The sequence below is a fragment of the Streptomyces fodineus genome (genome assembly GCF_001735805.1).
Taxonomy (GTDB): Bacteria; Actinomycetota; Actinomycetes; order Streptomycetales; family Streptomycetaceae; genus Streptomyces; species Streptomyces fodineus.
Genome location: NZ_CP017248.1, coordinates 166,432 through 186,331 on the forward strand (window position 1 = coordinate 166,432; position 19,900 = coordinate 186,331).

The following is a 19,900-nucleotide window of genomic DNA, read 5'->3' on the forward strand; positions in this document are numbered from 1 at the left end:
GCTTCCCGATAGTTGATTCGTTGGTTGCTGGTGCGGCTGTGAGCCGTGTTCACCGGGTGGGGCAAGCGGCTTGCTGCTCGTCGCTGTTGACCGGCTCCGGCTTCCGCACCCGCGGCCGGAGCACGAGGCGGGCGCCGGTGTCCGGTACGAGGACGATGCCGCGTCCGTGCAGCTCGGCCGGTCGCGGGTTGACGCGCTGAAGCTCGCAGGTCATCAGCACCTCGCGGATGACCGCCTTGAGCTCGACCATCGCGATGCGATCGCCGAGACAGCGGGTGGCGCCGCCGCCGAAGGGGATCCAGGTGTGATTGCCGGGATTGACGCCCAGGAAGCGCTCGGGCCGGAAGAGATGCGGTTCCGGGTAGCGGGAGGGGTCGTGGTTCACCAGATAGGCGTTGGCCCACAAGCGCGCACCCGGCTCGTAGCGGACGCCGCCGATCTCGATCGGCTTCACCACTTCGCGGGTGATGATGTGGGTGAGCGGCGGCCGCATCCGCAGCACCTCGTAGATGACCGCTGTGAGGTAGGTGTCGCTCGTACCCTCCTCGATCTCGGCGATCAGCCGGCTGCGGACCTCGTGTTCGAGGCTCAGGAACTCAAGGGCCCAGCTGACGCTCGCCGCGACGGTCTCGGTGCCCGCGAGGAAGATGGTCATCATCTCGTCGCGCATTTCCGAGGCGCTGAGCAGCGAGCCGTCCTCGTGGGTGATGCCGAGCAGCAAGGACAGCATGTCGTCGCCGAGTTCGCCGGCGTCCATCCGCTCCTTGACCGCCTCGGCGATCAGCGCGTCGGCGCGCTTGCGGTGCTCGATGAAGTGGCCCAGACCCACCGGCGGGATGGCCGCGAGCGCGCGCACCACAGCGGGTCGCATCCGGTGCGGCATGATGATGCCCGCCGGGCGGCGGTTGACCCGCATCATCTTCATGAGCACTTCGAACAGCTCCGGCCAGCGCGACGGAACCATCTTCCCGAAGATCACTTCTCGGATGACTTCCATCGTGAAGATATGGGCCCGCGGGTGCACCCAGAGAGCCTGTTCACGCGGCCAGGCGGCGATGTCCCGCTGGATCCGGGCGTTGATCGACGCCTCGATGCGCTTCAGCGACGTCCCCTTGAAGCTCGGCATCAGTTGCTTGCGCCGAACCTTGTGCTCGTCCTCATCGAGCCACGCCAGCCCGCTCTGTCCGGTGAACTTCTCGATCGCGTGGTTGCTGTTTCCGGTGTGGATGACATCGCGGGGCGCCATGAACATCGCCCGCACCTCGTCCGGATCCGAGAGCATGTAGAGCCGGGAGTTGGGCATGATGCTCACCTTGTACCGGCTGCCGTACCGATTGCGGCACCAGTCGGCGAACTTCGTTGGCCGCTTCCGGAGAATCGCCAGCTGCAACGGTACGGGGATCTTCGGCCCCGTCAGCGCTGTTTCGGGGATGACGGTCTGCGCGCGCTGGGCGCTGTGGTCGACCGGGCACCGGGCGGCTTCGGCAGACGCCGTGCCTGCGGTGGCGTCGCCTGCAGAGTGCGGCGACCCATGAGGCATGTCGTGCGCTTCCATTTCACTCTCTCTGATCGGTGGTTGGGATGGCTGTTCGCCGCGTGCCGGATTCGTTCGCGGAATCCGGCCGGTCATGTGAGCCGCGCCGGTACTGCCTCGTGCTGCGCACCCGCATCCATCGCCGCCGGAGGTTTGTCCGCCTTGATCGCGAACAGTGCGAGGCCGGTGGCGAGGCCGCAAATCCCCATGAGCAGGAAGACGCCGCGGAAGGATGCGGCGTCCGGATGAACGGCGACGAAGGCCGCGGTAACCGCGACACCGATGGCGATCCCGACCTGGCGGCACATCCACGCCATGGCGGTGCCGGTCGCGAAACGGTCGGCCGGCAGCGCCATCGTGGCCGCCATGGACCAGGCCGGCATGACGAGACCAACGGAGATCCCTCCGATGGCCATGCCAGGAAGGAAACCGGTCAGGTAATCCGAGCCGTCGTCCAGCATGAACACCCACCAGAATCCCGAGCCCGCGAAGATGACACCGCCGATCAGCCCGGTCACACGGACACCGAACCGGGCCGTGAGCATGCTGCCCGGCGCGGCGAACATCGTCGCCATCACCGGTCCCGGCAGGAATTCCAGCGCGGCGCGCACCACCGAGTGGTCCCACACCTCCGTCAGGAACAGCGTGGTGCCGGTCATCGTCACGCCGAATCCGACGTTGAACACCAGCGTGGCGAGGTTGCCGAGCGCCACACTAGGTATCCGCACAATCGCGGGCTCGATGACGGGAGCGGGATGGCGGAACGCGCGACGCGCGATGAACGCGGATCCGAGTACGCCGAGGACGATCAGGCCGAGCACGCGCGTTCCGCCCCACCCCCAGGTCGGGCCCTGCACGATCGCGGCGACGATCACCGCGATCGTTGCCGCGAACACCAGGACGCCTAGCACGTCCTGCGGCGACCGCCGCTCCTCGCGGACCTCCGGCACGGTCTTCCAGCCGAAGTACACCGCTACGGCACCGATCGGAATGTTGATGATGAACACCCAGCGCCAGTCGAACTGCACGCACAATGCGCCGACCGGCGGCGCGAAGACGGCGCCCAGGCCGGACATCGACGTCCACAACGCGATGGCGGTGCGGCGCCGTTCCGTGGGGAAGACGGCGAGCAGCAGACCGAGGGAGGTCGGCATCATCAACGCTCCGCCGACGCCTTCCAGGACCCGCGCGGCTATGAGGACGCCGACGGTGGGAGCGACGGCGCAGGCCACCGAGGCCACCGTGAACAGCACCAGGCCGATCATGAACGCTCGTTTACGCCCGGCCTGGTCCGCCCAGCGGCCGCTGGGTATCAGCAGTGCGGCGAGTGTGATCGCATAGGCATTGAGCACCCAGGAGAGAGTGGTCAGGCCCGACGACGGGGACCAGCGCTCGAGGTCGGGCAGCGCGATGTTGACGATGACGGCGTCGAGCCCGGCGAGGAAGACGCCGACGAGGACGACGGCGACGGCAATGCCCCGACGAGGCATGGAGAGGTTCATGCCTGGAGCCACCCTTCGACGGCGTCCGCGGTCTCGGTTGCCGCGGACTCGACCAGGGCCAGGTGGTCGGCGGCGATCCCGACCTGGTCCTCGGTCACCTCCCAGACGGGCCAGTCGGCCGGACCGTCTCCGTTGAGCGCCACGGTCGACCGGACCAGCAGGGCGGGGGTGTCGATCCGAGCGGGACGTCCTCGTTCGCGGGACAGGCGACTGTAGATGCCCATGCCGAGCCAGTTGGCGTCGTCGATCATCATGGCGTGCCGCTCGTTCTCGAACATGGCGGTGGTCACCGCGGAGAACGCACGGTCGATCGCCGCGTCCTGCTCGGGCGAGGGGGTGTCGATCAGGACGATCCCCGCCGCGGCACTGCCCCTGGCCTCGAGTGCGGCGGCCAGGGAGTGCGCGATGAGACCGCCGGCCGAATAGCCGACCAGAACGAAGGGGGCGTCGCCGACGGCCCGGAGTACCGAGTCCGTCATGGCATCGATCGCCGCCTCCCAGGATCCGGGCACCGGATCGGTGCCGCGGAATCCCGGGAGCGAGCAGGCGAAGACGTCCCGCACCCCGTCGAAGCGGGCGGCGAACCGCATGAACTGATGCGGGCCGGAGCCGACCACGTACATGAAGGACGGTACGCAGACGAGCTTCGGCAACCCCGGCCCCGAGGCGAGCCGCACAACGGATCCGATGTCGTCCCCGAGCCCGGCGGACGACGCGAAGGAGGGCCGGAACCGCGAGGCCTCACTGAGCCACTGCCACGCCTCCGGCATCGTCCCTTCCACGTAGGCCTGGTCGAGCAGCGCGGCGAGCGTTCCGTGGCTGTCCCGGTCCACGGACACGGAGGCGTCGTGGCGAGGCGCCGGCAGGCCTTCCCCGAGCATCTCGCAGAGCATCTTCGCGGCCGCCGCCGATGTCGGGTGGTCGAGGACGAAGGTCGTCGGCAGCCGCAACCCGGTGGTCTGCGTGAGCCGGTTGCGCAACTGGACCGCGCCCAGGGAATCCAGCCCCAGCTCGTGGAACCCCCGATCCGGATCGATCACCGCAGCAGAAGGGTGTCCCAGCACGGCCGCCACCTGTGCCTGCACCACTTGAAGGACAACCTGATCCCGCTCAGCCTCCGCCACCGCGGCCAGTCGCTGCGCCAGCGACCCGCCCGTCGGTTCCGTCCGCCGCGCCGGCGTCCGCACCAGCCCGCGCAACAGCGCCGGCAACATCCCGGCCCGTGCCTGCGCCCGCAGAGCGGTCGGCTCCAGCCCGACCGGGACCAGCAGCGCCGCGTCCAGCCCCAGCGCCTGGTCGAACAGCTCGAGTCCGAGCTCGGCCGGCAGAGGAGTGACGCCCATCCGCTCCATGCGTGCGCGGTCGGCCTCGTTGAACCCGCCGGTCATGCCGATCGAATCGGCCCACACACCCCACGCCAGCGAACGGGCCGGCAGGCCTTCGGCGCGCAGCCTCGCCGCGAGCGCATCGAGGGCGGCATTCGCGGCGGCGTAGTTGCCCTGCCCCGGATTGCCGAACAGTGCCGCCGCGGAGGAGAACAGCACGAACGCCGACAGCTCCATCCCCGCGGTGAGTTCGTGCAAGTGCCACGCCGCATCCACCTTGGCACGCATTACCCGCTCGACCTGCTCGGCGGTCAGAGACTCGACGACACCGTCGTCGAGCACACCCGCCGCATGCACCACCGCCGTGAGCGGCTGCTCCAAGGTGCCAAGCACGTCGGCCAGTTGGGCGGGATCGGAGACATCGCACGCGGCCACCTGGGCCTTGGCTCCAAGGGTCTCGAGCTCCGCGACCAAGTCCTGCACCCCGTCGGCAGCAGGACCGCGACGGCTCACCAGCAGCAGGTGCTTCGCACCGTGCCGCTCGGCCAGATGGCGGGCGAAGAGTGCACCCAGACCGCCCGTACCGCCGGTGATCAGCACCGTGCCGGCCGGATCCGGCGCGAAGGCCGGCGGTTCCACCGACGCACGCGTCAGCCGCGGCGCCAGCAACCGCCCCTTGCGCACCGCGATCTGCGGCTCGTCCAGATCGAGCAGCGCCCCCCACTCCGGCTCTTCACCGTCGTCGAGATCCACCTGCGCGAACCGTCCCGGGTGCTCGGACTGGGCCGTGTGCACCAGACCCCACACCGCCGCCTGCGCCACGTCCGCTGCCTCGTCGTCCACGTCGACCGCATGGCGGGTGACGACCGTCAGCACCGTGTCGGTCAGCGCCTCACTCGCCAGCCACCGCTGTATCAGCTCCAGCGCCCGCCCGGCCGTCGCCCGTGCGGACTCCGCCGGGTCACCGGCCCCGGCCGGGGCCTCGACCCCGGCAAGGACCGTATCCGGGGCCGCCGCACCCTCGGCGAGGGCCTGCTCCAACGCGTCCAGATCCGCGAACCGTTCACCCGAAGCGGCCAGCTCGCCGAGGACGGCGACCCGCGCCGACTTCAACGGCCCGGCCGCGACGGAGACCCAGTCGAGCTGGAACAGCGATTTCTGCCCGCTCCGGCTCGCGGCCTCCAGCTCCGCCTGCTCCACCGGACGGGACGCGAGCTCGCTCACGCTCAGCACCGGTTCACCGAGCTCACCGACGACGTCGATCCGGAGGGCGGATTCACCGGCCGGGCTGATCCGTGCGCGCACCCGCGAGGGTCCCGTCTGCCCGAGCAGCACTCCCGACCAGGAGTACGGGAGGTCCACGGACGCTCCCGTGTCCCTGCCCAGCATTCCGCCGTGCAGGGCGGCGTCGAACAGCGCCGGGTGAATGCCGAAGGCCTCGGCTTCGGCGTCGTCGGGCAACGCCACCTCGGCGTAGACCTCGTCGCCGGAGCGCCATGCGGCCCGTACCCCTTGGAACAGCGGCCCGTAGTCCAGACCGAGGTCGGCCAGCCGCGGATAGAGACCCTCGACGGCGACCGGTTCCGCGCCGGCAGGCGGCCACTGCGCCGGGAACGGCGCCGGCGGCTCCGCGTCTCCGGCCAGTCGGCCGCGGGCGTGACACGTCGCCTCCGGCAGCTCTTCCTCACCACCCGTTTCCGGGCGGGAGTAGACGGCCATGTTCCGGCGACCGTCGTCGTCGGCCTGGCCGACGGTGACCTGCAACTGCAAGGCGGCACCGTCCTCCAGCAGCAGCGGTGCTTCCAGCACCAGCTCGTCGAGCACGGGGCTGTCGACCTGTCGGCCGGCGGCGAGCGCCAGCTCGACGAGCGCGGTGCCCGGCACGACGATGTTGCCGAGGAGTACGTGCTCGCTGACCCAGGGCTGGGTGTCGGTGGACAGACGGCCGGTGAACACCCACTCGTCCCGGTCACCGATCTGCACCCCGCCGGCCAGAATCGGATGCTCGATCCGGCCCAGCCCGGCCGCCGCCGCATCCACGATCCCGGTGTCAGGAGCCAGCCAATACCGCTCACGCTGGAACGCATACGTCGGCAGCGCCACCCGCCTGGCACCGGTACCGGCATAGAAAGCCGGCCAGTCCACCCCGACTCCGGCGATATGAGCCTGACCGAGGAACGCAGCGAAGGTCTCCGCCTCCGGGTGCCGGGCGCGCAGCGCCGCCGCGAAGACCGTGCCGTCCTCCTCGTCCAGGCACTGACGGGCCATCGCCGTCAGCACCGCATCCGGCCCCAGTTCCAGATAACGGCGCACACCAAGACCATGCAGAGTCCGGATACCGTCAGCGAAACGAACGGCCTCGCGCACATGACGAACCCAGTACCCCGGATCCGTCACCTCCGACGAAACCAGCTCACCGGTCACGTTGCAGACGATGGGGATCCGCGGCTCGTTGAAACACAGACCTTCCGCCACCCGCCGGAAATCCTCCAGCATCGGTTCCATGCACGGCGAGTGGAAAGCGTGGGACACCCGCAGCCGCGACGTCTTACGGCCCTCCCACCGCGGCAGCCACTCCTCCACAGCCCCCGCATCACCCGAAACAACCACAGCACGAGGACCATTGACCGCCGCGATCTCCACACGGCCCTCAAAACCGGCAAGGGACGCAGCCACCTCGTCCTCACCAGCCTGCACAGCCACCATCGCACCACCAGCCGGCAGCGCACCCATCAACCGGCCCCGCGCCACCACCAGCACACACGCATCCGCCAAAGACAGCACACCGGCCACATGCGCGGCAGCCAGCTCACCCACCGAGTGCCCGATCAGGTAGTCCGGCCGCACACCCAGCGACTCCACCAGCCGGAACAACGCCACCTCGACAGCGAAGAGCACCACCTGCGTGAACTGCGTCGCATCCAGCAGCCCCGCATCCTCCGAACCCTCCCCGGCACTGAGCAGTTCCCGCACCGAACGCCCCACCAGCGGATCCAGCTCCGCACACACCTCATCCAGAGCCTCGGCAAACCGCGGATACGACGCCGCCAACTCCACACCCATACGAGCCCGCTGCGCACCCTGACCCGTAAACAACACCGCCGTCTCGCCCGTCACCTGACGGCCCTCGACCACCCCGGCCGCAGGCTCACCACCCGCAAGCGCCTCCAGCCCCGCCAGCAAACCCGCACGATCACAAGCCACGACCACCGCACGCCGCTCCAGCAACGCACGCGACGACACCGACGAGAACCCGAGATCTGCAAGTCCCGGTTCGGGATCCGCAAGGAGGCGCTCGCGCAGGCGAGCGGCCTGCGCACGCAACGCCGCCGCGCTGCGCCCCGACACCAGCACCGGGACAGCACCCACGGTCCGATCCGCCGGAGCCTCCTCCCCCGCCGGAGCCGGCTCCTCGGCCGGTGCCTCCTCCACGATCACGTGGGCGTTCGTGCCGCTCACACCGAACGAGGACACACCCGCCCGACGCGGCCGATCCGAAGCCGGCCATTCCCGCGCCTCGGTGAGCAGCTCCACCTCACCCGAAGCCCAGTCCACGTGCGAAGACGGCTCGTCCACATGCAGCGTGGCCGGCAGCTGCCCGTGCCGCATGGCCATCACCATCTTGATCACGCCGGCGACGCCGGCGGCCGCCGACGTGTGGCCGATGTTGGACTTGACGGACCCCAGCCACAGCGGGCCGTTGTTCCGTTCGCGCCCATAGGTCGCCAGCAGGGCCCGCGCCTCGATCGGGTCGCCGAGCTTGGTGCCCGTCCCGTGGCCTTCCACGGCATCGACGTCCGCCGGACTCAGGCCGGCGTTGTCCAGCGCTGCCCGGATCACGCGCTCCTGCGAGGGACCGTTCGGCGCCGTCAGACCGTTGCTCGCACCGTCCTGGTTGACCGCACTTCCCCGCAGCAGGCCCAGGATGCGGTGGCCGTTGCGGCGCGCGTCCGACAGCCGCTCCAGCACCAGCAGGCCTGCACCGTCGGCGAACCCGGTCCCGTCAGCCGCGGCCGCGTACGCCTTGCACCGTCCGTCCGGCGACAGCCCCCGCTGCCGACTGAACTCCGTCAGCAGGAACGGGCTGGACATCACTGTGACGCCGCCTGCCAGGGCCAGCGAGCATTCGCCCGCCCGCAGCGCCTGCGTCGCCAGATGCAGAGCCACCAGGGACGACGAGCACGCCGTGTCCACCGACACCGCCGGGCCTTCGAGACCGAAGGTGTAGCTGAGCCGGCCCGACACCACGCTGGCCGCGATTCCGGTCAGGCGGAGTCCCTCGACCCGGGATTGATCGCCCCCGGCCACCACTGCGTAGTCGGAGGAACCCACACCGCAGAACACACCGGTGTCGCTGCCGTGCAACGACGACGGATCGATGCCCGCATCCTCGAACGCCTCCCACGCCGACTCCAGCAGCAGCCGTTGCTGGGGATCCATTGCCAGCGCCTCACGCGGACTGATCCCAAAGAATTCGGCATCGAAGTCCCCCGGCCGTTCCAGGAAGCCACCGGCTCGGGTGTAGACCGTCCCGAGCTGGTCGGGGTCCGGGTCGTACAGCCGCTCCACGTTCCATCCGCGGTCCTCCGGCAGTGCCGTCACCGCGTCCCGGCCTGCCGCCACCAAGTCCCACAACTCGTCCGGCGAGGTCACACCACCGGGGTAGCGGCAGCTCATACCCACGATCGCCAACGGCTCGGTGGACCGGGCCAAGAGCCGTCGATTCTGCTGCCGCAGGCGCTCCGTTTCCTTGAGCGACTTCCGGAGGGCGTCGATCAGGTCGTTCTTCTCGGTAGTCATGCTCACTTCTCCACATCCGGACGGCCGGTTACAGCCACGTACTCGCTTGCTTTCATGCCGTGCCCTCCCGGGCCATCCGGATCAGCTCCGCGGCATCCATGTCGTCAATCGAATCCCCGCCGCTGGTAGCCGTCTCGTCCTCGTGCAGGTCACCGCCGGCCAGCCCGCGCAGCGTGTCGAGCAACCCGGCCCGGCGCATGTGGCTGATCGGAATCGACGCCAGCAGGTCGCGGATCTCGTCGTCCTCCGACCGGCGAGGCGTAGCGGTCGCATCGTCCGGCACGACTTCCGACAGCAGGTACCGCGCAATGGCCGCCGGCGTCGGGAAGTCGAAGACCAGCGTCGAGGGCAACCGCAACCCGGTGGCCTGCGTCAACCGGTTGCGCAACTCGACCGCGGCCAGCGAGTCGAACCCGATCTCCTTGAAGGCGCGATCGGGATCGATCACTGCTCCGGAGCCATGGCCGAGCACGGCCGCCACCTGCGCCTGGACGAGCTGGACAACGACTTTTCCTCGTTCGGTTTCCGACAGCCCGGCCAGCCGCTGCGACAGTGTCGCCTCGGCCGATTCGGCCCGTCGTGCAGGCATCCGCACCAGGCCGCGCAGCAGGGCCGGCAACATGCCGGCCCGCGCCTGAGTCCGCAGGCCGCCCGCGTCCAGCCGGACCGGCGCCAGCAGCGCGGCATCCGACCCGATTGCCTGATCGAAGAGCTCCAGCCCGAGCTCGGCGGATAGCGCACGCACGCCCATACGCTCGAGCCGCGCCAGATCCGCATCGTCCAGCTCTTCGGCCATGCCCGCGGTGTCGTTCCACAGACCCCATGCGAGCGAGGTACCGACCAGCCCCTCGGCGCGCCGCCTCGCCGCGAGTGCGTCGAGAGCAGCGTTGGCCGCCGAGTAGTTCGCTTGACCGGGGCTGCCGATCAACGCCGCCACGGAGGAGAAGAGCACGAACGCCGACAGCTCCATCCCGGTGGTGAGCTCGTGCAGATGCCATGCCGCGTCCACCTTGGGCCGCATCACTCGCTCGATCTGCTCGGCGGTCAGCGACTCGATCACACCGTCGTCAAGCACACCAGCCGCATGCACAACCGCCGTGAGCGGCCGGTCCAAAGCAGCGAAGAGATCCGTCAGCTGGGCGCGATCGGACACATCGCACGCGGCGACCCGGGCCTGCGCACCGAGCTCTTCGAGCTCGGCGACCAGCTTGTCCGCGCCCTCGGCGGCCGCACCACGGCGGCTCACCAGCAGCAGGTGCTTCGCGCCGTGCCGCTCCGCCAGGTGCTTGGCGAACAGCCCGCCCAGACCGCCCGTACCGCCGGTGATCAACACCGCGCCGTCCGGATCCAGCGTGGGAGCCAACGCCGACACCGACGCAGGCGTCAATCGCGGAGCCAACAACTTCCCCTCACGCACGGCAAGTTGCGGTTCATCCACGTCGGCCAACGACGCCCAGTCGAACTCGCCGCCCTCGGCGACATCGACGACCAGGAAGCGGCCCGGGTGCTCGGACTGGGCAGTGTGCACCAGACCCCACACCGCGGCCTGCGCGAGGTCCGGCGCTTCGCCGCCCACCGCGACGGCGTTACGGGTCGCCACCACCAGCCGGGCGTCGGCAAGCGGCTCACTGGCCAGCCACCGCTGCACCAGCTCCAGCGCTCGACCTGCCGCCTGAGCGCTTTCAGCCGCCCCCGCCTCGGACTCGATCGCGGAGACCACCATCTGCGGCACCGCGGCGCCGCCCTCCACCGCCTCTTCCAACGCGCTCAGATCCACGTACCGCTCGCCCGGCCCCGCGACCGCGCCGAGCATCGCGACCCGCTCCGCTCCGCGCGAGCCGGCAGCAACCGCAGCCCAGTCGAGTCCGTACAACGAGCGCTGCCCACCGGACCGCGCGACCTCCAACTGCGCCTGCTCCACCGAACGGACAACGATCGACCGAACCGATATGACCGGAGCTCCGGACTCGTCGACGGCGTCAAGCCGGATCGAGGTGTCGCTGGTCGCGACCGCGCGGACGCGCAGCCGGGAGATGCCCCGGCGCTCGATCCGGACGCCTCCCCAGCTGAACGGCATCGGCTTGCCGTCGTCATCGCGGTTGACCACCAGGATGCCGCTGTGGAGCAACGCGTCGAACAGCGCCGGATGGATGCCGAAGCCGTCGACCGCGACATCCTCGAGGAATGTCACCTCCGCATAGGTCTGCCTACCGCTCTTCCAGGCCGTCCGCACGCCCTGGAAGACCGGGCCGTAGTCGTAGCCGAGATCGCCCAGGAAGGAATAGAGCGAGTCGATCGGCAACGGCTGCGCACCGACCGGCGGCCATTCGACCGGCCATGCGGCGGCGCCCTCGTCGGCGGCTGTGTCCGCATCGGCGGCGAGACGGCCACGCCCGTGGCACACCGCCTCCGCCTGCTCATCGTCCACACCGGCGTCCGCCCGCGTGTAGATCGCCACCTCCCGAAGACCGTCGTCGCCGAGCTCGCCGACGGTGACCTGCACCTGACGAACGACGCCGTCCTCCAGGAGCAGGGGGGCCTCCAGCACCAGCTCGTCGAGCACGGGGCAACCGACCTCGCGGCCCGCCGTCACCGCCATCTCCACCAATGCCGTGCCCGGCACGACGATGTTGCCGAGGAGTACGTGCTCGCTGACCCAGGGCTGGGTGTCGGTGGACAGACGGCCGGTGAACACCCACTCGTCCCGGTCACCGATCTGCACCCCGCCGGCCAGAATCGGATGCTCGATCCGGCCCAGCCCCGCCGCCGCCGCATCCACGATCCCGGTGCCAGGAGCCAGCCAATACCGCTCACGCTGGAACGCATACGTCGGCAGCGCCACCCGCCTGGCACCGGTACCGGCATAGAAAGCCGGCCAGTCCACCCCGACTCCGGCGATATGAGCCTGACCGAGGAACGCGGCGAAGGTCTCCGCCTCCGGACGCCGCGACCGCAGCGCCGCGATCAGCACACTGTCCTCATCGTCGTCCAGGCACTGACGGGCCATCGCCGTCAGCACCGCATCCGGCCCCAGTTCCAGATAACGGCGCACACCAAGACCATGCAGAGTCCGGATACCGTCAGCGAAACGAACGGCCTCGCGCACATGACGAACCCAGTACCCCGGATCCGTCACCTCCGACGAAACCAGCTCACCGGTCACGTTGCAGACGATGGGGATCCGCGGCTCGTTGAAACGCAGACCTTCCGCCACCCGCCGGAAATCCTCCAGCATCGGTTCCATGCACGGCGAGTGGAAAGCGTGGGACACCCGCAGCCGCGACGTCTTACGGCCCTCCCACCGCGGCAGCCACTCCTCCACAGCCCCCGCATCACCCGAAACAACCACAGCACGAGGACCATTGACCGCCGCGATCTCCACACGGCCCTCAAAACCGGCAAGGGACGCAGCCACCTCGTCCTCACCAGCCTGCACAGCCACCATCGCACCACCAGCCGGCAGCGCACCCATCAACCGGCCCCGCGCCACCACCAGCACACACGCATCCGCCAAAGACAGCACACCGGCCACATGCGCGGCAGCCAGCTCACCCACCGAGTGCCCGATCAGGTAGTCCGGCCGCACACCCAGCGACTCCACCAGCCGGAACAACGCCACCTCGACAGCGAAGAGCACCACCTGCGTGAACTGCGTCGCATCCAGCAGCCCCGCATCCTCCGAACCCTCCCCGGCACTGAGCAGTTCCCGCACCGAACGCCCCACCAGCGGATCCAGCTCCGCACACACCTCATCCAGAGCCTCGGCAAACCGCGGATACGACGCCGCCAACTCCACACCCATACGAGCCCGCTGCGCACCCTGACCCGTAAACAACACCGCCGTCTCGCCCGTCACCTGACGGCCCTCGACCACCCCGGCCGCAGGCTCACCACCCGCAAGCGCCTCCAGCCCCGCCAGCAAACCCGCACGATCACAAGCCACGACCACCGCACGCCGCTCCAGCAACGCACGCGACGACACCGACGAGAACCCGAGATCTGCAAGTCCCGGTTCGGGATCCGCAAGGAGGCGCTCGCGCAGGCGAGCGGCCTGCGCACGCAACGCCGCCGCGCTGCGCCCCGACACCAGCACCGGGACCGCGCCGACCGCTCGCTCCGCCGGAGCCTCCACCGGCGTCTCGACGGCCGGTGCCTCCTCCACGATCACATGCGCGTTCGTCCCGCTGATGCCGAACGAGGACACACCCACCCGACGCGGCCGATCCGAAGCCGGCCATTCCCGCGCCTCGGTGAGCAGCTCCACCTCACCCGAAGCCCAGTCCACGTGCGGCGACGGCTCATCCACATGCAGCGTGGCCGGCAGCTGCCCATGCCGCATCGCCATCACCATCTTGATCACACCCGCCACACCGGCAGCCGCCGAACTGTGGCCGATGTTGGACTTCACGGACCCCAGCCACAGCGGACCATCGGTCCGTTCGCGCCCATAGGTCGCCAACAGGGCCCGCGCCTCGATCGGGTCACCCAGCTTGGTCCCGGTGCCATGGCCTTCCACGGCATCCACGTCCGCCGGACTCAGGCCGGCGTTGGCCAGCGCTGCCCGGATCACCCGCTCCTGCGAAGGACCGTTCGGCGCCGTCAGACCATTGCTCGCACCATCCTGGTTGACCGCACTGCCCCGCACCACGGCCAGCACCTTGTGACCGTTGCGCCGCGCATCCGACAGCCGCTCCAGCACCAGCAGACCCAGACCGTCGGAGAACCCGGTCCCATCGGCGGCCCCCGCATAGGACTTGCACCGCCCATCCGGCGCGAGACCACGCTGCCGGCTGAACTCTGTCAGCAGGTACGGGCCTGCCATCAGCGTTACGCCGCCGACCAACGCCATCGAGCACTCCCCGCCCCGCAGTGCCTGCGAAGCCAGATGCAAGGCCACCAGCGAAGAGGAGCACGCGGTGTCCACCGACACCGCCGGGCCTTCGAGACCGAAGGTGTAGCTGAGCCGGCCCGACACCACGCTCGTCGTTGTGCCCGTCAGCCGGTAGCCCTCCAGTTCCGGCGAGTTCGCGCCGCCGTAGTCCGAAGTGACCGCACCGGTGAACACACCGGTGTCGCTGCCGCGCAGCGACGACGGATCGATGCCCGCGTCCTCGAATGCCTCCCAGGCGGCCTCCAGCACCAAGCGTTGCTGGGGGTCCATGGCCAGCGCCTCGCGCGGGCTGATGCCGAAGAACTCCGCGTCGAAGTCACCGGGCCGCTCCAGGAAGCCACCGGCCCGCGTGTACACCGTTCCGGAGCGGTCCGGGTCCGGGTCGTACAGCCGCTCCAGGTCCCAGCCGCGGTCGGTCGGCAGCCCCGATATTCCGTCGCGGCCGGCCGCCACCAGCTCCCACAGCTCGTCCGGCGAGGTCACGCCACCGGGATAGCGGCAGCTCATACCCACGATCGCCAACGGCTCGTCGGCCTCCGCCCGCCGCCGCGACGGGGCCGCGGGTCGCGGAGCCGCCGCGACCGCGCCGACCTCAGTGAGGATCAGCCGTGCGACGGCCACTGGGGTGGGGTGGTCGAAGATCAGGGTGGCGGGCAGCCGCACACCGGTGGCCTGGGTCAGGCCGTTGCGCAGCTCGACAGCGCCCAGCGAGTCGAAGCCGAGTTCCTTGAAGGCCCGATCGGCGCCGACCGCGGCGGCGGAAGCGTGTCCGAGGACGGCCGCGGCCTGCGTCTGCACCAGTTCCAGCACGATCTTCTCGCGGTCGGCCTCCGCCACTTCGGCCAGCCGCTTGGCGAGCGACCCGCCTCCTCTGGCACGGCTGGCCGGCACGGGCGCCAGCCCGCGCAGCAACGCCGGCAGCCTCCCGGCCCGCCCCTGCGCCCGCAGTGCGGCCGGCTCCAGCCGGACCGGCGCCAGCAGCGCCGCGTCCAGCCCCAGCGCCTGGTCGAACAGCTCCAGCCCGAGCTCGGCCGACAGCGCACCGACGCCCATCTGTTCCAGTCGTGCCAGATCGGCCTCGTCCAGCTCGCCCGCCATGCCGCCCGCCTCGGCCCACAGACCCCATGCCAGCGAGGTGGCCGGCAGGCCCGCCGCACGCCGCGTCGCCGCGATGGCGTCGAGGGTGGCGTTGGCCGCCGCGTAGTTGGCCTGACCGGGACTGCCGATCAACGCCGCCACGGAGGAGAAGAGCACGAACGCCGACAGCTCCATCCCGGCGGTGAGCTCGTGCAGATGCCATGCCGCGTCCACCTTCGGGCGCATCACCCGTGCCACCCGCTCGGGGGTCAACGACTCGATCACGCCGTCATCGAGCACACCCGCCGCGTGCACGACTGCCGTGAGCGGCTGCTCCAAAACCTCCACCAGTCCGGCGAGTTGGGCACCATCGGACACATCACACGCGGCCAGCCGGACCTGCGCACCGAGTGCCTCCAGCTCTGTGACGAGCTCGTCCACGCCCTCTGCGGCCGCACCACGACGGCTCACCAGCAGCAGGTGCTTCGCGCCATGCCGCTCCGCCAGATGCCTGGCGAAGAGCGCGCCCAGACCACCCGTACCGCCGGTGATCAGTACCGTGCCCTCGGGGTCGAGCGGCTGCACCTCGTGCGAGGCCGCTGTGTCGGCGCGCCCGAGCCGGGGCGCCAGCATCCTGCCTTCGCGGAGGGCCAGCTGCGGAGCGTCCGCCGCGAGCAGAGCGCCCCAGTCCGGTGCGTCGACGTCGAGATCGACGAGCAGGAAGCGGTCCGGGTGCTCGGACTGGGCACTGCGCACCAGACCCCACACCGGAGCCTGCGCCACGTCCGGCGTCTCATCGCCCACCGCGACGGCGTTGCGCGTCACCACCACCAGCCGGGCCTCGCCCAGTGACTCACTGGCCAGCCACCGCTGCACCAGCTCCAGCACGCTCACGGCCACGATCCGGGCCGCCCCGGCCATGTCCTCCGTAGCGAACGGGGTCTCGATCGCGGCGACGACCACCTCCGGTGCCGCGGCGCCGTCGGTGAGTGCCTGCTCCAGCGCGCTCAGGTCCGCGTAGCAGTTGTCCGCGTCCGTGTCGCCCGTGCCGAGGAACGCGACCCGCGGGGGTCCGGAGACATCCTCGGCCTCGACCGCGGCCCAGTCGACCTGGAACAGCGAGTTCTGCTTGTTGCGCTGCGCGCTCTCAAGCTTGGCCTGCTCGACTGGGCGAACGGCGATCGACCGGACCGACACGACCGCGGCTCCCGAGTCGTCGGCCGCGTCGAGCCGCAACGAGGAGTCGCTGGTCGCGACCGCGCGGACGCGTAGCCGGGAGACGCCCACCTGCTCGATCCGGGCACCGGTCCAGCTGAACGGCATCCGGTGCCCACTGCTGTCGCGGTCGGTCAGCAGGATCACGCCGCTCTGGAGCGCGGCATCGAACAGCGCCGGGTGAATGCCGAAGGCCTCACCGTCGGTGTTGTCAGGGAGCTCCACCTCGGCGTAGGTCTCGTCACCGACGCGCCAGGCGGCACGCACCCCCTGAAAGACCGGACCGTAGTCATAGCCGAGGTCGGTCAGACGGTCGTAGAGCGCGTCGATCGCGAGCGGCTCCGCGCCCTCCGGCGGCCAGGTGGCGGGGAATGCCGCGACGGGCTCGGTCACCGCGGTGAGAACGCCTCGCGCATGGCAGGTCGCATCCCCCTCGCCGTCCTGCGCGTCGGTTTCCGGGCGGGAGTAGACGGCCATGTTCCGGCGACCGTCGTCGTCGGCCTGGCCGACGGTGACCTGCAACTGCAAGGCGGCACCGTCCTCCAGCAGCAGCGGTGCTTCCAGCACCAGCTCGTCGAGCACGGGGCTGTCGACCTGTCGGCCGGCGGCGAGCGCCAGCTCGACGAGCGCGGTGCCCGGCACGACGATGTTGCCGAGGAGTACGTGCTCGCTGACCCAGGGCTGGGTGTCGGTGGACAGACGGCCGGTGAACACCCACTCGTCCCGGTCACCGATCTGCACCCCGCCGGCCAGAATCGGATGCTCGATCCGGCCCAGCCCCGCCGCCGCCGCATCCACGATCCCGGTGCCAGGAGCCAGCCAATACCGCTCACGCTGGAACGCATACGTCGGCAGCGCCACCCGCCTGGCACCGGTACCGGCATAGAAAGCCGGCCAGTCCACCCCGACTCCGGCGATATGAGCCTGACCGAGGAACGCAGCGAAGGTCTCCGCCTCCGGACGCCGCGACCGCAGCGCCGCGATCAGCACACTGTCCTCATCGTCGTCCAGGCACTGACGGGCCATCGCCGTCAGCACCGCATCCGGCCCCAGTTCCAGATAACGGCGCACACCAAGACCATGCAGAGTCCGGATACCGTCAGCGAAACGAACGGCCTCGCGCACATGACGAACCCAGTACCCCGGATCCGTCACCTCCGACGAAACCAGCTCACCGGTCACGTTGCAGACGATGGGGATCCGCGGCTCGTTGAAACACAGACCTTCCGCCACCCGCCGGAAATCCTCCAGCATCGGTTCCATGCACGGCGAGTGGAAAGCGTGGGACACCCGCAGCCGCGACGTCTTACGGCCCTCCCACCGCGGCAGCCACTCCTCCACAGCCCCCGCATCACCCGAAACAACCACAGCACGAGGACCATTGACCGCCGCGATCTCCACACGGCCCTCAAAACCGGCAAGGGACGCAGCCACCTCGTCCTCACCAGCCTGCACAGCCACCATCGCACCACCAGCCGGCAGCGCACCCATCAACCGGCCCCGCGCCACCACCAGCACACACGCATCCGCCAAAGACAGCACACCAGCCACATGCGCGGCAGCCAGCTCACCCACCGAGTGCCCGATCAGGTAGTCCGGCCGCACACCCAGCGACTCCACCAGCCGGAACAACGCCACCTCGACAGCGAAGAGCACCACCTGCGTGAACTGCGTCGCATCCAGCAGCCCCGCATCCTCCGAACCCTCCCCGGCACTGAGCAGTTCCCGCACCGAACGCCCCACCAGCGGATCCAGCTCCGCACACACCTCATCCAGAGCCTCGGCAAACCGCGGATACGACGCCGCCAACTCCACACCCATACGAGCCCGCTGCGCACCCTGACCCGTAAACAACACCGCCGTCTTACCGGCAACCTGACAGCCCTCGACCACCCCGGCCGCAGGCTCACCACCCGCAAGCGCCTCCAGCCCCGCCAGCAAACCCGCACGATCACAAGCCACGACCACCGCACGCCGCTCCAGCAACGCACGCGACGACACCAGCGACAGACCGACATCCGCCGACGACAACCCCATGTTGGCGAGCACCCGCTCGCGCAGACGGTCCGCCTGTGCACGCAACGCCGCCGCGCTACGCGCTGAGACCAGTACCGGGACAGCACCCACGGTCCGATCCGCCGGAGCCTCCACCGGCGTCTCGACGGCCGGTGCCTCCTCCACGATCACATGCGCGTTCGTCCCGCTGATGCCGAACGACGAGATGCCAGCGCGCCGGGGCCGCCCGGAGGATGGCCATTCCCGCGCCTCGGTGAGCAGCTCCACCTCGCCCGAGGCCCAGTCCACGTGCGGCGACGGCTCATCCACATGCAGCGTGGCGGGCAGCTGCCCGTGCCGCATGGCCATCACCATCTTGATCACACCCGCCACACCGGCAGCCGCCGACGTGTGGCCGATGTTGGACTTCACGGACCCCAGCCACAGCGGACCATCGGTCCGTTCGCGCCCATAGGTCGCCAACAGGGCCCGCGCCTCGATCGGGTCACCCAGCTTGGTCCCGGTGCCATGGCCTTCCACGGCATCCACGTCCGCCGGACTCAGGCCAGCGTTGGCCAGCGCTGCCCGGATCACCCGCTCCTGCGAAGGACCGTTCGGCGCCGTCAGACCATTGCTCGCACCATCCTGGTTGACCGCACTGCCCCGCACCACGGCCAGCACCTTGTGACCGTTGCGCCGCGCATCCGACAGCCGCTCCAGCACCAGCAGACCCAGACCGTCGGAGAACCCGGTCCCATCGGCGGCCGCCGCATAGGACTTGCACCGCCCATCCGGAGCGAGACCACGCTGCCGGCTGAACTCGACGAACAGAAACGGGCCGGCGAGCACGGTCACCCCGCCGACCAGTGCCAGCGAACACTCGCCCGCCCAGAGCGCTTGCGAGGCCAGGTGCATCGCCACGAGCGACGAGGAACACGCCGTGTCCACCGTGACGGCGGGACCCTCCAGCCCCAGGGTGTAGGCGACCCTGCCGGACACCACGCTTCCCTGCGTGCCCGTCAGGCGGAAACCCTCCAGCTCCGGCAGCATCGCGCCGCCGTAGTCCGAAGTGACCGCACCGGTGAACACACCGGTGTCGCTGCCGCGCAGCGACGACGGATCGATGCCCGCGTCCTCGAACGCCTCCCAGGCCGCCTCCAGCATCAACCGCTGGGCCGGGTCGATCGCCAGGGCCTCACGGGGACTGATTCCGAAGAAGTCCGCGTCGAAGTCGCCGGCGCCTTCGATGAAGCCACCCTTGTCGGTGGACACCGTCCCGAGCCGGTCGGGATCCGAGCCTGTCAGCAGCCGCTCCAGGTCCCAGCCGCGGTCGGTCGGCAGCGCCGACATCGCGTCGCGGCCGGCCGCCACCAGCTCCCACAGCTCTTCCGGCGAGTTCACGCCGCCGGGGTAGCGGCAGCTCATACCCACGATCGCCAACGGCTCGGCCTCGTGCTGCTCAAGCTCGCGCACCCGACGACTCGCCGCGCGCAGCTCAGTGGTCACCTTCCGCAAGTAAGATCGAAGCTTCTGCTCGTCCGTCATTGGTCCACCCTGCACA

General features: G+C 70.0%; 4 protein-coding genes. All 4 read right to left on the reverse strand.

Going from position 1 to position 19,900, the window contains the following annotated elements:
- Positions 1-49: 49 nt before the first annotated feature.
- From BFF78_RS00760 to BFF78_RS00775, 4 genes are read right to left on the reverse strand one after another with little or no spacing between them, the layout of a single operon-like run.
- Positions 50-1,630 carry a cytochrome P450 gene (locus tag BFF78_RS00760; protein WP_079161070.1) on the reverse strand — a complete coding sequence of 527 codons (1,581 nt, stop codon included), beginning with the start codon at positions 1,628-1,630 and terminating at the stop codon, positions 50-52.
- Complete coding sequence (locus tag BFF78_RS00765; RefSeq protein ID WP_079161071.1) at positions 1,627-3,036, reverse strand: MFS transporter; 1,410 nt, start codon at positions 3,034-3,036, stop codon at positions 1,627-1,629. The genes BFF78_RS00760 and BFF78_RS00765 overlap by 4 nt, the downstream gene beginning before the upstream one ends.
- Positions 3,033-9,161 carry a type I polyketide synthase gene (locus tag BFF78_RS00770; protein ID WP_069776471.1) on the reverse strand — a complete coding sequence of 2,043 codons (6,129 nt, stop codon included), beginning with the start codon at positions 9,159-9,161 and terminating at the stop codon, positions 3,033-3,035. The genes BFF78_RS00765 and BFF78_RS00770 overlap by 4 nt, the downstream gene beginning before the upstream one ends.
- Positions 9,162-9,213: 52 nt before the next feature.
- Entirely contained in the window at positions 9,214-19,884 is a 10,671-nt protein-coding gene (locus BFF78_RS00775) for a type I polyketide synthase (RefSeq protein WP_079161072.1), read from the reverse strand.
- Positions 19,885-19,900 lie beyond the last annotated feature (16 nt).